The organism is bacterium (assembly GCA_024224155.1).
Classification (GTDB): Bacteria; Acidobacteriota; Thermoanaerobaculia; order Multivoradales; family JAHEKO01; genus CALZIK01.
The window spans coordinates 1-15,499 of sequence record JAAENP010000370.1 but is presented as its reverse complement, the minus strand read 5'-3'; the positions used below and the strand labels follow the sequence as shown (position 1 = coordinate 15,499).

General features: G+C 63.9%; 15 protein-coding genes. 8 read left to right on the top strand and 7 right to left on the bottom strand.

Annotated elements, in window-relative coordinates; translation table 11 throughout:
- Nucleotides 1-53: 53 nt before the first annotated feature.
- From GY769_18910 to GY769_18895, 4 genes are all read left to right on the top strand, one after another.
- Nucleotides 54-638: a sigma-70 family RNA polymerase sigma factor gene (locus GY769_18910; GenBank protein MCP4203994.1), complete on the top strand. Its 585-nt coding sequence runs from the start codon at nucleotides 54-56 to the stop codon at nucleotides 636-638.
- A gap of 94 nt (nucleotides 639-732) precedes the next feature.
- Complete coding sequence (locus GY769_18905) at nucleotides 733-1,290, top strand: prepilin-type N-terminal cleavage/methylation domain-containing protein (GenBank protein ID MCP4203993.1); 558 nt, start codon at nucleotides 733-735, stop codon at nucleotides 1,288-1,290.
- A 120-nt stretch (nucleotides 1,291-1,410) separates the two neighbouring features.
- Nucleotides 1,411-2,739, top strand: a complete 1,329-nt coding sequence (locus GY769_18900; GenBank protein ID MCP4203992.1) for a sulfatase — start codon at nucleotides 1,411-1,413, stop codon at nucleotides 2,737-2,739.
- 7 nt (nucleotides 2,740-2,746) lie between these two features.
- Nucleotides 2,747-5,197, top strand: a complete 2,451-nt coding sequence (locus GY769_18895) for an LTA synthase family protein (GenBank protein ID MCP4203991.1) — start codon at nucleotides 2,747-2,749, stop codon at nucleotides 5,195-5,197.
- Nucleotides 5,198-5,350: 153 nt separating this feature from the next.
- Here the strand turns inward: GY769_18895 and GY769_18890 are convergent, their stop codons facing one another.
- Nucleotides 5,351-5,674 (bottom strand): hypothetical protein, encoded by a 324-nt coding sequence (locus GY769_18890; protein MCP4203990.1) that lies wholly within the window; start codon nucleotides 5,672-5,674, stop codon nucleotides 5,351-5,353.
- Nucleotides 5,675-5,751: 77 nt separating this feature from the next.
- Between GY769_18890 and GY769_18885 the strand changes: the two genes are divergently transcribed.
- The 4 genes from GY769_18885 (at nucleotide 5,752) to GY769_18870 (ending at nucleotide 9,659) form a co-directional block, all read left to right on the top strand.
- Nucleotides 5,752-6,078, top strand: coding sequence for a hypothetical protein (locus GY769_18885; GenBank protein MCP4203989.1), 327 nt, complete (start codon nucleotides 5,752-5,754; stop codon nucleotides 6,076-6,078).
- 17 nt (nucleotides 6,079-6,095) lie between these two features.
- Complete coding sequence (locus GY769_18880; GenBank protein ID MCP4203988.1) at nucleotides 6,096-6,296, top strand: PspC domain-containing protein; 201 nt, start codon at nucleotides 6,096-6,098, stop codon at nucleotides 6,294-6,296.
- A gap of 25 nt (nucleotides 6,297-6,321) precedes the next feature.
- Nucleotides 6,322-7,458 carry a CBS domain-containing protein gene (locus GY769_18875; protein ID MCP4203987.1) on the top strand — a complete coding sequence of 379 codons (1,137 nt, stop codon included), beginning with the start codon at nucleotides 6,322-6,324 and terminating at the stop codon, nucleotides 7,456-7,458.
- A gap of 698 nt (nucleotides 7,459-8,156) precedes the next feature.
- Nucleotides 8,157-9,659, top strand: a complete 1,503-nt coding sequence (locus GY769_18870; protein MCP4203986.1) for a sodium:calcium symporter — start codon at nucleotides 8,157-8,159, stop codon at nucleotides 9,657-9,659.
- A 556-nt stretch (nucleotides 9,660-10,215) separates the two neighbouring features.
- Here the strand turns inward: GY769_18870 and GY769_18865 are convergent.
- The 6 genes from GY769_18865 to GY769_18840 form a co-directional block, all read right to left on the bottom strand.
- Nucleotides 10,216-11,472, bottom strand: a complete 1,257-nt coding sequence (locus GY769_18865; GenBank protein ID MCP4203985.1) for an MFS transporter — start codon at nucleotides 11,470-11,472, stop codon at nucleotides 10,216-10,218.
- A 47-nt stretch (nucleotides 11,473-11,519) separates the two neighbouring features.
- The gene (locus tag GY769_18860; GenBank protein MCP4203984.1) at nucleotides 11,520-12,179 is read right to left on the bottom strand and encodes a phospholipase; all 660 of its coding nucleotides are present in this window, start codon (nucleotides 12,177-12,179) and stop codon (nucleotides 11,520-11,522) included.
- A 12-nt stretch (nucleotides 12,180-12,191) separates the two neighbouring features.
- Nucleotides 12,192-13,004 carry a tryptophan synthase subunit alpha gene (locus GY769_18855; protein ID MCP4203983.1) on the bottom strand — a complete coding sequence of 271 codons (813 nt, stop codon included), beginning with the start codon at nucleotides 13,002-13,004 and terminating at the stop codon, nucleotides 12,192-12,194.
- The gene (trpB, locus tag GY769_18850) at nucleotides 13,001-14,143 is read right to left on the bottom strand and encodes a tryptophan synthase subunit beta (protein MCP4203982.1); all 1,143 of its coding nucleotides are present in this window, start codon (nucleotides 14,141-14,143) and stop codon (nucleotides 13,001-13,003) included. Before trpB ends, GY769_18855 begins: the two co-directional genes overlap by 4 nt.
- A 64-nt stretch (nucleotides 14,144-14,207) precedes the next feature.
- Nucleotides 14,208-14,831, bottom strand: a complete 624-nt coding sequence (locus GY769_18845; protein MCP4203981.1) for a phosphoribosylanthranilate isomerase — start codon at nucleotides 14,829-14,831, stop codon at nucleotides 14,208-14,210.
- A gap of 526 nt (nucleotides 14,832-15,357) precedes the next feature.
- Nucleotides 15,358-15,499: indole-3-glycerol phosphate synthase (locus GY769_18840; GenBank protein ID MCP4203980.1), on the bottom strand; the 142-nt coding region annotated here is incomplete at its 5' end.

The following is a 15,499-nucleotide window of genomic DNA, read 5'->3' as shown; positions in this document are numbered from 1 at the left end:
GCGCAGATCGAAATGAACCGCCACTTTCGGATGTAGACTGGTAATTAGTTCCCATGGCCACCGTGACCGCAGCGATTGGGTCCCCTCATTCGAATGAAGCGTTCGCCGACCTGATGAGCGCGGCCAAGCCCATCGCCGCACGGATCTGCCGCCGCTACAGAATTCCTCCGCAAGACGCGGAGGACCTCATGCAGCAGTCTCTTATGGCGCTCATTGATGGCAGAGAACAGGTCGAGAATCCTGAGGCCTGGCTGGCGGGCACCTTGCGTAACCACTGTTTGATGTACTGGCGCCGCCGGCGCAGGCGCCTTTACAGCGCCGTTGACACCGCGATCCTGGAGACGCTGGCTGAGCCCACGCGCTCCGAACAAGACACGATCGAGCTCTCGCACGACATGGCCAGCATCCTGGGAGACCTTCCCTCGCGCTGCCGCTCGGTCCTCGAGCTTCGCTACGGTCTCGGCTGCCGGCCCCTCGAGACCGCGAAGAGGCTGGGGTATCGCTCGTCGAGCATCTACAAGATCCTGCAGAGATGCCTGGCGGCTTTGTCCAGAAGACTGACGGCCAGCGGCCTGGCGGCCGAGACCGCACCTCCTGCCGGCGTTTCGACTCAGTGTCAAGTCCAGCCTCCCGACTGACGTTTCTCGTCAGCTGTTGGTCGGAAAGCAGCTAGAACAGGCGCTTTTTGCTTACTTTTTTCGTTGGCACGCAATCTGCGCCAGGGATCTCGCGATGAGATTCCTCACCCACACCCGCGCCCGGAGAGCCGGCGGTTTTACGCTGATCGAGCTACTGATCGTCGTAGCGATCATCGGAATCATCGCCGCGATCCTGATCCCGAATCTGCTCGACGCCCTGCAGAAGGCAAAGCAGAAACGCACGGTCGCAAATATTCGAAACGTCGGCGTGGGATGGTTCTCCTGGCTGACCGACGAGGCCTCGGCGGCGGCGGCCGGCGCCCAAACGTTTGATTTCGAAGCCCTCGAACCGCTTTCTACCGATGAGCTTCGCACCACTCTGCTGCCCGCGACCGGACCGCGCTACACCTCCGACATTCCCGAGCGAGACGGCTGGGGACACCCATTCGAATACGCCTGGAAGAGCGAGGTCGACGTGATCTCGATCGGCATCCGAAGCCTTGGTCGAGGCGGCGAGGTCGGTCCGGTCACCAATCCGTACCCCATCCAGGGCTTTGTCGCCACCCAGTACGAGCAGGACATCGTCTGGGCCGACGGGTTTTTCGTGCACTACCCGACGGGCGTGACCCAGGCCGCCGCGGCCGGCTCGTAGCCGCGAACAGACAACAACTCCCCGAATCCTTGTGCTACGATCCGTGCGCTTCCGAGCGGGAGTGCGGCTTGCGTTCTCCGCTTCTTTCTCAACCTTCTCTTTCTAGTTGGCTCTTTCCACTTGGGCATGCGTGTTTGGTTCTTCCTGTGGGCTAGCCTGGGGCTCGGCTGCTCGGTCGCCGACACCGAGCCCGAGACCGAGACCCGGCTCGATGCGCCCAACCTGATTCTCATCTCGATCGATACGCTCCGATCGGACCATCTCGGCTGCTACGGCTACAACCGGCCGACCTCACCGGCACTCGACCGGCTGTGTGAGGACTCGGTCGTCTACTCCGAAGCCATCGCCCAGGCGCCCTCGACCCTGCACTCGCACGCCTCGATATTCACGTCGCTCATTCCACACCACCACGGAGCCTCCTGGGGCGGGCGCACGAGGTTGGCCGACGAGTGCCTCACGCTCGCCGAGGTGGCTCAGGAAGCGGGCATGGCGACCGGAGCCTTCACCGGCGGCGGGCAGATGGACAAGATCTTCGGACTCGATCAGGGCTTCGATTCCTACAACCAGCCCGGTACGAGACACTTCTACGGGACTGTCAAGCTCGCCGAAGAGTGGCTGGCGGAACGCCCGGACCGTCCTTTCTTTCTCTTCCTCCACACCTACGAGACCCATCACCCCTACGAGCCGCAAGAGCGTTTTCTGGAGATCTTCGACGATGACTACGACGGCGAGCTCCCGGATGTCATCTCGGTGGACATGCTCAAGGAGATCAACCGCAAGAAGAGAGTGCTCCAAGAGGGTGACTTGCAGCACATCGTCAACACCTACGACGCCGAGATCCGCTCGATGGACGAGGCGTTGGAGCATTTGATCGTATTCTTGCGAGAGAACTCGCTTTACGACGACACCATGATCGTCTTTACCTCGGATCACGGCGAGGAATTCGGCGAGCACGGCCGGGTCGGGTGGCACTCGCATTCGCTCTACGACGAGCTTCTTCGAGTACCGCTGGTCATCAAGTTCCCGAACCAGCATCACGCCGGCGCTCGGGTGTCGGACCAGGTCAGCAGCATCGACATCGCGCCGACCGTGCTAAGCGCGCTCGGCCTGCCGACGCCCGAGGACTTCCAAGGCCGCGACATTGCGCCGCCGGCGGTAGGCGGCGAGGGCGGAGGCCGAGCCGTCATCAGCCGTATCGACCGTAAGCTCGGCAAGGATATCGACTCGATCCGGCAACCCGATTGGAAGCTCTACCGAGGCCAGCTCTTCGACCTCCAGGCCGACCCGGAGGAGCTGTGGGATACGGCTCTCAACAAGCCCAGAATCCTCGAACAACTTCGAACCGAGCTCGACAGCATCGTGGGCTCACGCGATCCCTGTCTGGGAGACCAGGTCGTACCAACCGGGGCGACCCTGGACGAGCTCAAGGCGCTGGGCTATCTCCAGTAAGCCGGACGTGCTCTTGCCGCGCCGTCCGCCAGGTTCCCTCAGCACTCTGCTGGTCACGCTGCTGGTGAGCTCGGTGCTGGCCTGCAGCGGCAGCCAAAGCCGCGATCGGCCGCGCCCGACGAGCCAGCCGACCACGACCTATTCGTTCTCGATCCTCGAGGGTTCACTTCCTCGCCTGTTGTTCGTGGGCCGCGAACGGAACGCGGATCTCATTTTGCGCAATGATGGCTTCAACGACTGGGAAGGAGAGCGTACCTTCTTCTTTTCTCCGCGCTGGTTGGGCCTCTGGGGAGACCAGGTGGTCGAAGAGGGGTTTCGGACTCCTCTGAAAGAACGCGTGGCTCCGGGCGCGGAGACTCTGGTCGCGGTTCGAATCAAGCCTCCCCGCAGCTTCGGCCTCTACCGGGTCAAATGGGATCTGCAGAGTGAACAGAGCGGCTGGTTTGCCCAGTTCGACCGCACGCCTGAAGCTCCTAGATGGGTCCTGGTGCTGCCGCCGGTCGAGCTCTTTCTGGCAGTGCTCCTGCCATGCCTGGTGCTCGGAACCGCCATTCTCATTCACAGACCGGCAAGCTCCCGCACCGCCGGAGTCGCCGTGGCCTACCTGGGCCTGCTCGACTTGATCTGGTGTGCGACAAGCCTCCTCGGCAAGCCCTATGTTCTCTATGTCGAGCTTGCGCCGAAGTTCTGGCCGGGACCCAAGCTGGTCACTTTCTCGGTCGTCGCGTTCCTCTTGCTTCCGCTGTGCTTCCTCCCGGCGAGGCTGCGCTCGGTAGCCGCCTGGCTCCTGGCGGCGCTGGGCGCGCTCGTGGTCTGGGCCCAGGTAATCTACTTTCGCTTCTTTCTGGATCTCGCCTCGTCGGTGGCCGCCCTCGCCGGCCGCCAGGCCACCGATCTGGGCGCCACCATCGACTTCCTGGCCAAACCCACCGACCTCTGGCTTGCCTTCGACCTGCTACTCGCGTTACCCGTTCTCTGGTTGCTTTCGAAGAGCCGGCGTGACGCGACGGGAGGCCGGCGCCGTGGGGTGAACTTGGTACTTGCGGTGCTCGCCATCCCATTCTTCCTGAGCGCCGCCAAGGCGTTGACGACCGGACAACTCCAGGGCCGCCGCAACCTTCAGAATCTGCGCGCGGTTTCAACCTACGGACTGTACGGTTTTCAGCTCCTCGATGCCGGAACGCGGATCGTGGGCCGTTGGCGGCAGCCCGCGGTCACTCCCGAGGAGCTGGACCGTGTGTTCGCCTGGTTCGAGGAGACCAGGCCCCAGAGGGAGATCGGCGGAGCCACCGCCGGTCTTGCCGAGGGCCTCAACCTGATCGCGATCCAGGTCGAGTCGATGCAGGAGTTCGTTGTCGACCTCGATGTCGAGGGTGTCGCGGTAATGCCCAATCTGCGACGACTGCGCGAAAGCGCGCTCGAGTTCTCGATGGTGCTCGATCAAACCAGTCGAGGGCGCTCTTCGGCGGGCGACTTCGTGGCGCTGGCCTCGATGCTACCGGTGGGAGAGTCGATCGCCTACGAATACCCTAAGAATGACTACTACAGTATCGCCCATGCCCTCTCGGACCGGGGCTACACGACGATCTCGGCGATCCCCTATAAGGGAAGCTTCTGGAACCGGCAGGCCACCCACCCCGCCTATGGGTTCGAGACGAATCTGTTTCGCTCCGGTTTCGAGCGCCGCGGACCGAAAGTCGGCTGGGGTATCAACGACCGCGACTTTCTCGAGCAGATGGTGCCGGTCCTGGATGCTTTGGACGAGCCCTTTTTCGCCTGGCTGACCACGCTATCCGTGCACTATCCGTACGAGTCCTTTCCGAGCGAGCTCAAGAGCCGATCCATGGGTGACCTCGAAGGAACCCGGCTCGGCAACTATCTTCACGGCATGAGTCTCTTCGACCGGGCGTTGGAAGAGCTCGCCGCCCGGCTGGAGGATAACGGCCTTCTCGACCGCACGGTCATCGCCATTTGGGGCGATCACGCGTCCGGCCTCAATCGTGACCAGGACTTCGTCGACTACTTCGGATTGGAAAGACCGGCGAAGAAGTTCCTGTTCGGCCGGGTGCCCTTCATGATCTGGCTGCCCCCGGATCGGTCTCTTCGGCGACTCGAAACCGCTCCCGCCGGCCAGGTCGATATAGCCCCCACCCTGCTCGCGCTGATGGGCGTCGACCCCGGAGACCTCGCGTTGATGGGACGCAATCTTCTCCAAGAGTCGATCCGGGGCCGGGTTGTCCACCCTCAAGGAAGATGGGTCGATTCGGAGCACCTCTATTTGAGTCAATTCGCCGACCGAGCGGGTGCCTGCTGGACGTCTACGACACGCAGGGCCGTCCCCATTCCACGCTGCGAGGCGGGTTCGGAAGACGCCGAACGCCAGCTCGAGGTCGTATTCCTGGTACTGCAGCACAACCTTCAAGCCGAGATGTCCCGGCGCCTGGCCTCGTCGGACTGAGCGCAACAAGAAAAAGGGCCGGGCTTTTGGCCCGGCCCACCCAAACTGAGCGGCGAGGGGGAAGGAGGATGACCCCTCGCCTGTGGGGGATGAAGAAGCAACTACAGAATAGGCGCCTTTGCCCCGGAGCGCAGTGAACTAGGTCACATGAGGCTAGATCGCCGGGCCGTTCTTAACACTGGCCGGGCCGAGCTCGTCGTAGGCGCCGCGAGCCGACATCGCCAGATCGGAGTCACCGGTGAGGGCCAGGATGCATTTGGGCAGAAACTGACCGGCGTCTTCGCCGAGTGCCCACTCGAAACGATGCAGCATTTCCATCAGCAGAAACGAGAACGCCGCGTTGTCGAGAGTTCGGGAGTCCAGTTGCTGTGCGACCTTCTGGAACACGAGATCTCGAGCTCTCGATTCGCCTTCGATGGCTCGAAGTCGCTCCAGAATCTCGTTCTCGGCAGGCAGCTTGACGAAGTTTCCACTCATGGCGAGAGGCGTGAGGCAGTTAGGTATTATCGAGGCGGCATGCAGCATAGCAGGCGATCGGGAGGCGACTACAATCGATGAGCGCGGTCGAAGTGTTCGGGCCTCAGTGGACCGCGAGACTGGCCGAGGAGTTGAATGCCGACGCCGGATACCGACTCGCCATCGACCGGAGAATGAACACTCTGGCTCCGACCGCCCTGGGCGTCATCCGGGAGATCTTCGCCGCCTACGACGAGATACCCTTCGGACTTCAGCAGGAGGAGTTCTCGGGCTTCGCTCTCAGTCAGTTCCAGAAGCGCTATGCTCGAATCGACAAGGCTCGCGGCTCGACATTGGAGGAGGTCGAGCGAGCGCATCCTGAAGATGGTCGGGTGAATGAAACACCCTCCGGAGAGCTATCGTAATCAGAGAGGGACACGCCATGCCTGACCCGACCCACCCTCTGAAACGCTCCCGCCGGCACCGAATCATCGCGGGCGTCTGCGGAGGCCTCGCCGAATGGCTGGGCTGGGACGTCACGCTGGTGCGAGTGCTTTACGTGCTGGTATCCATCTTCTCGGCTGGCTTTCCGGGCATCCTCGCGTACATCATCCTCTGGGTGGTCATGCCCGAGGAATCTTGACGCGCCCCGCGGGCCCCGACCCCACATGTTCTTAAGACGGTTCCAAGTACTCCGGGCCTTCGGGATTCCGATCTACCTCGATCTGAGCTGGTTCGTCATCGCGCTTCTGATCTCGTGGTCACTGGCCGACAATCTCTTCCCCAACAGCCTGCCCGGACAGAGCACGGCGACCTACTGGACCCTCGGGATCGTGGCCTCCCTGGGGCTGTTCGTCTCCATCGTCCTGCACGAGCTCGCCCACGCCCTCGTCGCTCGACAGTTCGCGGTTCCCATACGGGGGATCACCCTGTTCATCTTCGGCGGCGTGGCCGAGATGGAAGAGGAGCCGCCGAGCGCACGAGCCGAATTCCTGGTTGCAATCGCCGGTCCGATCGCGTCGGTCGGCATTGCCGCGGCCTGCTTCGGTCTCGCTGCCATTTCGGATGGCAAGCAAGCCCTTTCGACGGTATTTGGTTTCCTCGCCGGGCTCAATCTGATTCTGGTCATCTTCAACATGATCCCGGCGTTTCCGCTCGATGGCGGCCGAGTGTTGCGCTCGATTCTGTGGCACCTGCGCAAGGACCTACCCTGGGCGACCCGCGTGACGTCGTCGATCGGATCGGCCTTCGGCATCGTCCTCATCGCTCTCGGTCTGTACCGCGCCCTCTTCGGTGGCGATCTGATCGGCGGACTGTGGAGCTTCATGATCGGGATGTTCCTGCGCAACGCCGCCCTGATGTCGTATCGCCACGTGCTGATGCGACGGGCCCTCGAAGGCGAGCCGGTAGCGCGTTTCATGATCACCGACCCGATCGCCGTACCGCGCTCGATTCCGGTCGCGGACCTCGTGCGGAGCTACGTCTACAAACATCACTTCAAGATGTTCCCGGTAGTCGAGGGCGACCGACTGTTGGGGTGTGTGACCACTCGCGCCATCAAGCGGCTGCCTCAAGAGGAGTGGCACCGCCAAAGCGTGAACTCGATCCTCGAACCTTGCTCGCCCGACAACACGATCGCTCCCGATGCCGACGCCATGCACGCGCTCGCGCGCATGAGCAAGAGTGGCGTGTCGCGCCTGATGGTGGTCGAAGGCGACCGGCTGATCGGCATCGTGGCCCTCAAGGATCTGCTCAGGTTCCTGTCGCTCAAGGTCGAGCTCGAGGGTGGGAACGGCACGGCGTAGGCTCGGGCCGTATTCCGGCGCTTCGGTGCCGATCCGGCAGAGCAACCGGCCAGGGGCCGCCTCGGGCTAAGAGACCTTCGATGGTCAGGCCCTCGGCTGCGCGCCGCTACGCGCAGACCGATAGTGGCCTCCGGTTCGATCTTGTGAGCGCTTGCGGCGAGCCCCCCGACCGGCTGCCTGCCGAATCGGCTGACCTCAGCGCCTTCCGAGTCACGCGCTACGAAGAGCCGGTCTCGGCCTCGCCGGCGCGAAGCCGTTTGAGGCGGTGCGAGGATCCGACGTGGCGAGGGGAGGGTGAGGCGAGGTAGAGCGATTTGCCCGCACCGCAGCGGGCCACTCGGCAACTCGACTCCTCTTCGCAGCCGGCAGCGAGGAGACGCGCAAATCGCCCGAGACGATCCCTCCAAGAGACCGCCGGATCGCACAAGCCGAAAGGCTCGAGCGACGGCGAGACCGAAACCGGCTAGCTCGAGCCGGCCCCTGGTGAATCGCCTGCCAGCCGCCGTCGCCGCGCGGTGCGGCGAAGCGGATTGTCCGAGATCGGAGCGAGCCCCCCGCGCCTTGACACCGTCTTAGCCCGTAAGTACCCTGCCGCCAGGTTCTTAGCTGGCGTCCTGAGCCAATTTCACCCTTTTCGGGGAGGTACAGCATTGAGCGACCGCGAACGGTGGGGTACCCGAGTGGGCCTCGTCTTGGCCATGGCGGGCAACGCCGTCGGTCTCGGCAATTTCTTGCGATTCCCGGTGCAGGCCGCGCAGAACGGCGGCGGCACCTTCATGATTCCGTACTTCGTCTCGTTTCTGATTCTCGGCATTCCGATGATGTGGATCGAATGGGGCGTCGGGCGCTATGGCGGCTCGCACGGCCACGGCTCGGTGCCGGGCATGTTCGACCGGCTCACCGACCGCAAGAAGAAGTGGGCCAAGTACTTTGGCGTGACCGGTGTCGTCATGCCGCTGATCGTGTTTATCTACTACACCTTCATCGTGTCGTGGATGCTCGCGATGAGCTTCTTCAGTCTCACCGGCGACTACTTCGGCCTCGGCGATGTCGACGAGATGCGCGGGTATCTGGCCTCCTACCAGGACATCTTCAATGGCTCTTACTCGGGACCGCTGATGACCCTTCTGTTCTTCGCGGTGACGTTCGTCTTCATCGGCTGGGTCCTGAGACGAGGCCTTGCCGGAGGCATCGAGAAGCTGGCACTCATCGGCATGCCGATTCTCTTCATCTTCGCCTTTCTGCTCCTGGCACGCGTCCTCACGCTCCCTGAGATGGCAGCTTCACCGGCGGAAGGCCTCAATTTCATCTGGAACCCCGACTGGGGCAAGCTGGGTGACGCCCGGGTCTGGCTGGCGGCAGCCGGTCAGATGTTCTTCACTCTCTCGGTCGGCATGGGCAGCATTCAGACCTACGCTTCGTACCTGAAAAAGGACGATGACATAGCCCTCACCGGCCTCTCGACCGCGGCCACCAACGAGTTTGCCGAGGTCGTGCTGGGCGGCACGATCGCCATTCCGGCGGCGGTGGTTTTCTTCGGAGTGGCGGGCGCGACCGCGATTGCCCAGGGCGGTACCTTTGATCTGGGCATCGTGGCGATGGGCGTCGTCTTTCAGGGCCTGCCGGGGCCCGAGATCCTGGGTAAGCTGGCGGCGTTTCTCTGGTTCTTCCTGCTCTTCATCGCGGGCATCACTTCGAGCGTTGCCCTGGCGAGCCCGACCATCGCCTTCCTCCAGGACGAGATGAAGTTCACGCGCGCCAAGGCCGCCAAGACGGTCACCGTGATTGCCCTGCTACTGGGAATGTTCCACATTCTCTTCTACCGCAATGGCGTCATGTTTGAGTGGGACTACTGGGCCGGCACCTTCGGTCTAGTTGTTTTCGCGGCGATCGAGATCGTTCTGTTCGCCTACATCTTCGGCATCGACCGCGGCTGGGACGAGCTCCACAGGGGAGCGGACATCAACATCCCAGCCTTCTACAAGCCGGTGATGAAGTACGTCACGCCGCTCTTCCTGTTCACCCTGCTGGGGTGGTGGACGGTCACCGAGGCGGTTCCGGAGCTTCTGATGGAGAACGTCAGCGATCCGGCGGAAATCCCCTACCGCTGGCTCAGCCGGGCCTTGATGGTCCTGCTGGTGGTGATCGGGCTGTATCTGATCAAACGCTCATGGGCTGGGAAGGCCGGAGAGGAGGCTTAGATGGAACCTTTTGCGCTCGGCTTCATGCTGTTCTCGATGGCGGCGGTAACCGCTTTGGCCGTGTTCTGCTTCACGAAGATCCTGAAGGGCAAGTAAGCACGCGGCCGGCCTTTCAGGGCCGGTGCCGATTGGGCCGTGCGTCTCTGTAGCGATCGACCCTTGCTTGCCTTCGAAGCGAAGGGTCTCAACCGTCCTATCATCACCGATGGTTCCCAGATCCACGCTACCGGTAGGGGCCGCCGGTGGCGCCTCTCCGCGAGCGAAGAGAGGCTCGCTTCGAGGCGCACTCGGCCGGCCTTCTAGCTTGGTTGTAGCGGGGACGGCTCGGGCCGGAAAGCTTAGGGCTAGGCGGCCCCCGCCGGCACTCCGCTGCGCGCAAATCACGCAAGCCTCTGAAGCCTCTAGGATTCGGGCATGGTGGCTGAGGGAGCGCCGCGTGTGTCTCCGAGGGAGCCTCTCTGTGCTCCCGGAGAGACAGCACCGGCGCGACTCAATCCGCGCGGGAAACAACACGGTCGCGACTCTTCGCTTCGCTCGAGCGGCTCGACCGCTGCAATCAACCTCGGTCGAAACGCGCCTCTTGCCTGGCCACGGTCGCGAGCCAAACGACACCACAGACCACCTGAACGGCGGCGAAGAACAGAAACCCCTGGCGCAGGTCGACCACGCCGCGCTCGAGCAGGATGCTGGCGACGAGAATCGAGACCGTATCCGAGAGCGTGATCAAGAGCCACTCGGTTGCAAACACCCGGCCACGGAATCGATCTTCGGTGCGCTCTTGAAGCAGCACCGTCGAGGTCACCCAGTTGGCGCCGCTGGTGGTGTGCGCAAGAACGACGGGGATCAGGACCCACCAGGTCCACACCATCCTTCCGAGCACCAGATAGAGCACGCCGGTAACCGCGATTCCGATGCCCATCATCGCCGGCCACAGGCTTCGATCGGGAATGTAGACCCGAGCCGCGATCGGCCCAATCCCCGTGCCCACACCTCGAAGGGCATAGAGCCATCCGATGCCGAGTGCCGGCGTCGCCGGCGCCAGGATCGGTCCCAACAACGCCAGCATGTAAACCAGGGCTCCCCCTCCCAGCGACCACGCGGCCTTGGTGAACGCAATCCGGCCGACTCGGGGTCGATCCCTCATGTGCTGCCATCCCGACACCACGTCTCGCACCGCGGTCGCGACGAGCGCTCCCCCTGTGGCCCTTTCGGTACGTTGAGGGATCACGGTTCGGTAGATGAAGAAGGCCGAGACCAGATAGGTCACGCCGTCGAGGATGAAGACTCCCCGGATCCCGATCCATTCGGTCACGAAGCCGCCCAGGGCCGCTCCGACGGCCAGGAGCGCCGACCAGGTCGAAGCAGACAGTGCGTTTGCGGTCAGGATTTCGTTTTCGCTCGCGATGTTGGGAATCGCCGCACTCCGCGCCGGGATGAAGAACGCGGCCGCGATCATCTGCAGGGCGCTCAGGGTGTAGAGCAACCAGACGTGCCCGGGCTCTCGTACCAGAAGCAGCCCGAGGGCGAAGAGCGCTCGGGCGACGTCGGCGAAGATCATCAGCCACTTGCGCGACACTCGATCGGCGACCAGGCCGGCGATCGGCGAGGCCAGGGCGAACGGCAACATCTTGATGACGAAAACCAGACCGAGCGCGAACGGCGAACCGGTGAGCTGCTCGATCAACAGATAGATGGCGATGGTCGAGAACCAATCCCCGAGATCGGACGCAACCGCTCCGTACCAGAGCCGGCGATACGCGACGTTGTCGCGCAGCAGCTCGAGATAGCCCACCTCGGAACGCGGGGGAGCCACCTCTCTCCCCTCTTCGGGGAGTCTCCGATCGACCCTGCTCACCGAAGCTAACCGAGGAGCGATTGGAGGAAGTCGCGAGCCGCCCGTCGAAACTGGGCCGTCCACTCGTGGCCCCCTTCGAAGACGCAGGTCTCGACGCGAGTCCCGCGACCCTGAAGCCGGGCGACATCGCTTTCCATCTTGGCCTCGTCGTACCAGGTATCCGCGGTGCCGCGTCCGATCAGAACTCGCGACAGCGCCTGCGCCGACTCGTCGGCAATCTCTACCGGCGCGTCACCGGCCAGGGCGATCAACCCGTCGCAGCCGTGGCCCGCAGCTCCGGCTGCCCGGTACGCCATCGCCGTCCCCTGGGAAAAGCCGAGGAAAGCCGTCGGTTCTTCGAGGTCGAGGCTCTTCTTGGCCTCGTCGAGCGCGCGGGCAACGTATTTGATGTTGTCCTGGATCGCCAGATCGCGATCTACCTTGGTCATCCAGCTTGCAACGACCTCTCCGGTCTTGGAATTGTAGAAGGGGTGCAGCGCCTGCACCACCACGACGTGCCACTTGGAGATGCCGGGAATCTCGACGATTGCTTCCAACAGACGCTCGGCGTTCTCGCCGTAACCATGGAAGCCCACCAGCAGAGGCGCCGGCGAGACCGAAGCGTGGCGCAATAGAGCCCGGCCATGGACCTGGGTGGCAACCTTGAGGATCTTGGACTCGTTCACGGGCGATAGTCCCTAACCGATCGCGTTGGCAAGCTCCAGGGCCTTGCGACCAAAGGCCCCGGTCAGAGCGCTGCTGCCGGCGTTTTCTTCTACGACTCGGACCAGGGCGCTGCCGACAACCACCCCGTCCGCCACCTTGCCCACGGCCCTCGCCTGCTCGGGGCTCGAAATGCCGAAGCCAACCGCCAGCGGCAGCCTCACCTTGCGGCGCAGGCGCTTCACCTCCTTCAGTAGCTCGGGGGGCAGCTCCGATCGGGTTCCGGTGACGCCGGCCCGTGAGACGTAGTAGACAAAGCCGGTCGAGGCTTCCTCCACCTCCAGAATCCGACGGCGGTCACTGGTCGGGGAAAGCAGGAACACGGTGTCGACCCCCGAGCTCCTCAGGGCCGGCAGATAGTCGGCTGCCGCTTCCGCCGGCGGTAGATCGACGCAGAGGACGCCGTCGACGCCCGACGACGACGCCTGCTCGGCAAACAGCTCCAGGCCGCGAGCGTGCAGCGGATTGAAATAGGTGAAGAGCACGATGGGCACGCCAACTCGCTCTCGAGTTCGGCTGACGAGCTCCAGGATGCCCGACAGGGTCGTACCGGATGCCAGAGCCCGGTTCGCGGCCCTTTGATTGACGATGCCGTCGGCGATCGGATCGCTGAACGGGACCCCCAACTCGATAACGTCGGCGCCCGAATCGGCGAGCACGCCCAGCAGCTCGGCCGAGGTCTCGAGGTCCGGGTCACCGGCCGTGATGTAGGGAATAAAGGCCGCTCTCTTCTCCGCCTCCGAGCGCAGGAAGGCATCGCCGATGGCGCCCGTGCCGACCGCGCTCATCCGGAGCTCCCTCGGTTCTCATCCCGGTCGTACTCCATGACCAACTCGAGGTCTTTGTCACCGCGGCCCGAGAGATTGACCAGAATGATCTTGTCCTGCGAGAGCTTCGGCGCGTGTCTCGCCACTTCGGCCAACGCGTGGGCGGATTCCAGCGCGGGCAGGATCCCTTCGATTCTGGAAAGCAGATGAAACGCCGCCACGGCCTCCTCATCGGTCGCGGAGGTGTACTCGGTCCGTCCCCGATCTTTCAGTTCGACATGCTCCGGACCCACGGCCGGGTAGTCGAGCCCCGCGGAGACCGAATGCGTCGCGGCGACCTGGCCGTCCTCGTCCTGGAGCAGAAGAGTCCTGGTTCCGTGAAGGACGCCGAGCGAGCCTCCGGAAAAGCGCGCCGCATGCTCACCCAGCGCCTCGCCAATCCCTCCGGCTTCGACACCGATCAGCCGCACCCGGGGATCGTCGATGAAAGCCGAGAACATACCGATGGCATTGGAGCCGCCGCCAACGCAGGCGATCGCCAGATCCGGCCAGCCGCGGCCAGCCTGTTTCTTCAACTGCTTCTTGGCCTCGACGCCGATCACCCGATGAAAATCGCGCACCATGCGCGGATAGGGATCGGGGCCGAGCACCGACCCGAGCACGTAGTGGGTCGTGTGGACGTTGGTGACCCAGTCGCGAAGCGCCTCGTTGATGGCGTCCTTGAGCGTCCGGGCGCCGGCATCGACCGCCGCGACCTCGGCCCCGAGCAGACGCATGCGGTCGACGTTGACCCGCTGCCGCCGCATGTCTTCTTCGCCCATGTAGACGACGCACTCGAGGCCAAGCAGAGCCGCGGCGGTCGCGGTCGCAACACCGTGCTGGCCTGCCCCGGTTTCGGCGATGATGCGCCGCTTGCCCATCTCGTTAGCCAGCAGCACCTGCCCGAGAGCGTTGTTGATCTTGTGCGCCCCGGTATGAAGAAGATCCTCTCGCTTGAGGTAGATCCTGGCGCCGCCATAGTGATCGGTCAGACGCTCCGCCAGATAGAGCGGCGTCGGGCGGCCCGCGAAGTCGCGCAGAAAGATCTCGAGGCGTTTTCGAAAGCGCCGTCTCCGAGAGAACTTGTCGTAAGCGCGCTCGAGCTCGGCCAGCGGCGCCATCAGAGTCTCCGGCACGAATCGGCCCCCATAGGGGCCGAAGTACCCGGGCCTCGCCTCGACCGGATCAGCCGGTGGCAAGATTCACCTCCGAGAAGAACTTCCACATCGCCTGGGCGTCTTTGACTCCGGGCTCGGATTCGATCCCCGAACATACGTCGACGCCCCAGGGGCTGCAGGCTTCGATCGCCTGGCCGACGTTCTCGGGACGCAGGCCCCCGGCGAGCAGGAACGGCTTGTGGCGCGGCAACCGGCGCGCCTTCGAGTAGTTCCACGACCTGCCGGTGCCGCCATAGGAATCCCGCTGCGGCTCGATCAGGAATCCCCAGACGGTCTTGTAGTCGTCCAGAGCCTCGGGGTCGAGCTCGCCGGAGAAGCGGACCGCCTTCATCGCCCGTTCGCCCCAGGGCACGAGATCCTCGGGAGTCTCATCGCCGTGGAACTGTATGAGATCGAGCCCGACGGTGGTCGCGACCTTCTCCACTTCCGGCTGCGCCTGATTGACGAAGACGCCCACGAGCGAAGTCCTGCCGCGAACCGCCTCGGCGATCTCACGGCCGCGGACAGCCTCGAGTCGCCGCGGGCTCTTGCTCCAGAAGTTGAGGCCGATGAAGTCGGCCCCGAGATCCACCGCCGCTTCGGCGTCTTCGACACAGGTGATGCCACAGATCTTGATGCGAACGTTCTTCATTCCGCACTCCGGGTGGTGAGTGTACGGCAAAGGAGGGTGCTTCCGCGCTCCGGTCTCCCCGTGTCCTGCGCTTCGACATCGATCGGCAGTGCAACCGGCCAGGGGAGACCTTGAGTGGAGCCGGTTTCGGCTTTGCGCCGGCAAGGCCGAAACCGGCTTCTCGCCCTGGACGTCGTTTCGACAGACAGCTCGCTGAGCGCTGAATCTCCTGTAGTCGGGCCCTCAGTGTTTGATGAACGGCTTTGGACCGGCCAAGTCAGGGGCCACGCGAAGCGCGGAGAAAAGGCGGCTCGGCTGGCGCTTCACCCAGGGGGCTCGTCGCAAGCGCCCGGAAGGCCCTCTCGAAGGCCACCAACGGTTTGCGCGCAGCGACGCGCAGGCGAGAGCCCGACCCCCGCAGGCCATCCAGCTCGAGCCGGCCCCTGGTGAATCGCCTGCCGACCGCCGTCGACGCGCGAGCAAGGCCAAAGCCGGCTGTCGGCCGAGCACCTGAGCAACTTCGCCTGACGGGCCCGGCCACACGCCGTTAAGCCGAAAGCAACTCGGCCAGTTTCGCGGCCGCGTCGTCCGCGAGCAGCAGCGACTCGCCGATCAGGAAGGCATCGAACCCGGCCTTCGCGAGCCGGGCGACGTCCGAACCCGAGCCGATGCCGCTCTCGGCTACTTTG

Bases quoted from the DNA above. Each gene is read 5' to 3' on its own strand.
- GY769_18910 (MCP4203994.1), top strand. From the start codon at position 54: ATGGCCACCGTGACCGCAGCGATTGGGTCCCCTCATTCGAATGAAGCG.
- GY769_18870 (MCP4203986.1), top strand. From the start codon at position 8,157: ATGGCGGGCAACGCCGTCGGTCTCGGCAATTTCTTGCGATTCCCGGTG.
- GY769_18905 (MCP4203993.1), top strand. From the start codon at position 733: ATGAGATTCCTCACCCACACCCGCGCCCGGAGAGCCGGCGGTTTTACG.
- GY769_18855 (MCP4203983.1), bottom strand. From the start codon at position 13,004: ATGAGCGCGGTCGGCACGGGCGCCATCGGCGATGCCTTCCTGCGCTCG.
- GY769_18890 (MCP4203990.1), bottom strand. From the start codon at position 5,674: ATGAGTGGAAACTTCGTCAAGCTGCCTGCCGAGAACGAGATTCTGGAG.
- GY769_18875 (MCP4203987.1), top strand. From the start codon at position 6,322: ATGTTCTTAAGACGGTTCCAAGTACTCCGGGCCTTCGGGATTCCGATC.
- trpB (MCP4203982.1), bottom strand. From the start codon at position 14,143: ATGGCGCCGCTGGCCGAGCTCGAGCGCGCTTACGACAAGTTCTCTCGG.
- GY769_18880 (MCP4203988.1), top strand. From the start codon at position 6,096: ATGCCTGACCCGACCCACCCTCTGAAACGCTCCCGCCGGCACCGAATC.
- GY769_18885 (MCP4203989.1), top strand. From the start codon at position 5,752: ATGAGCGCGGTCGAAGTGTTCGGGCCTCAGTGGACCGCGAGACTGGCC.
- GY769_18845 (MCP4203981.1), bottom strand. From the start codon at position 14,831: ATGAAGAACGTTCGCATCAAGATCTGTGGCATCACCTGTGTCGAAGAC.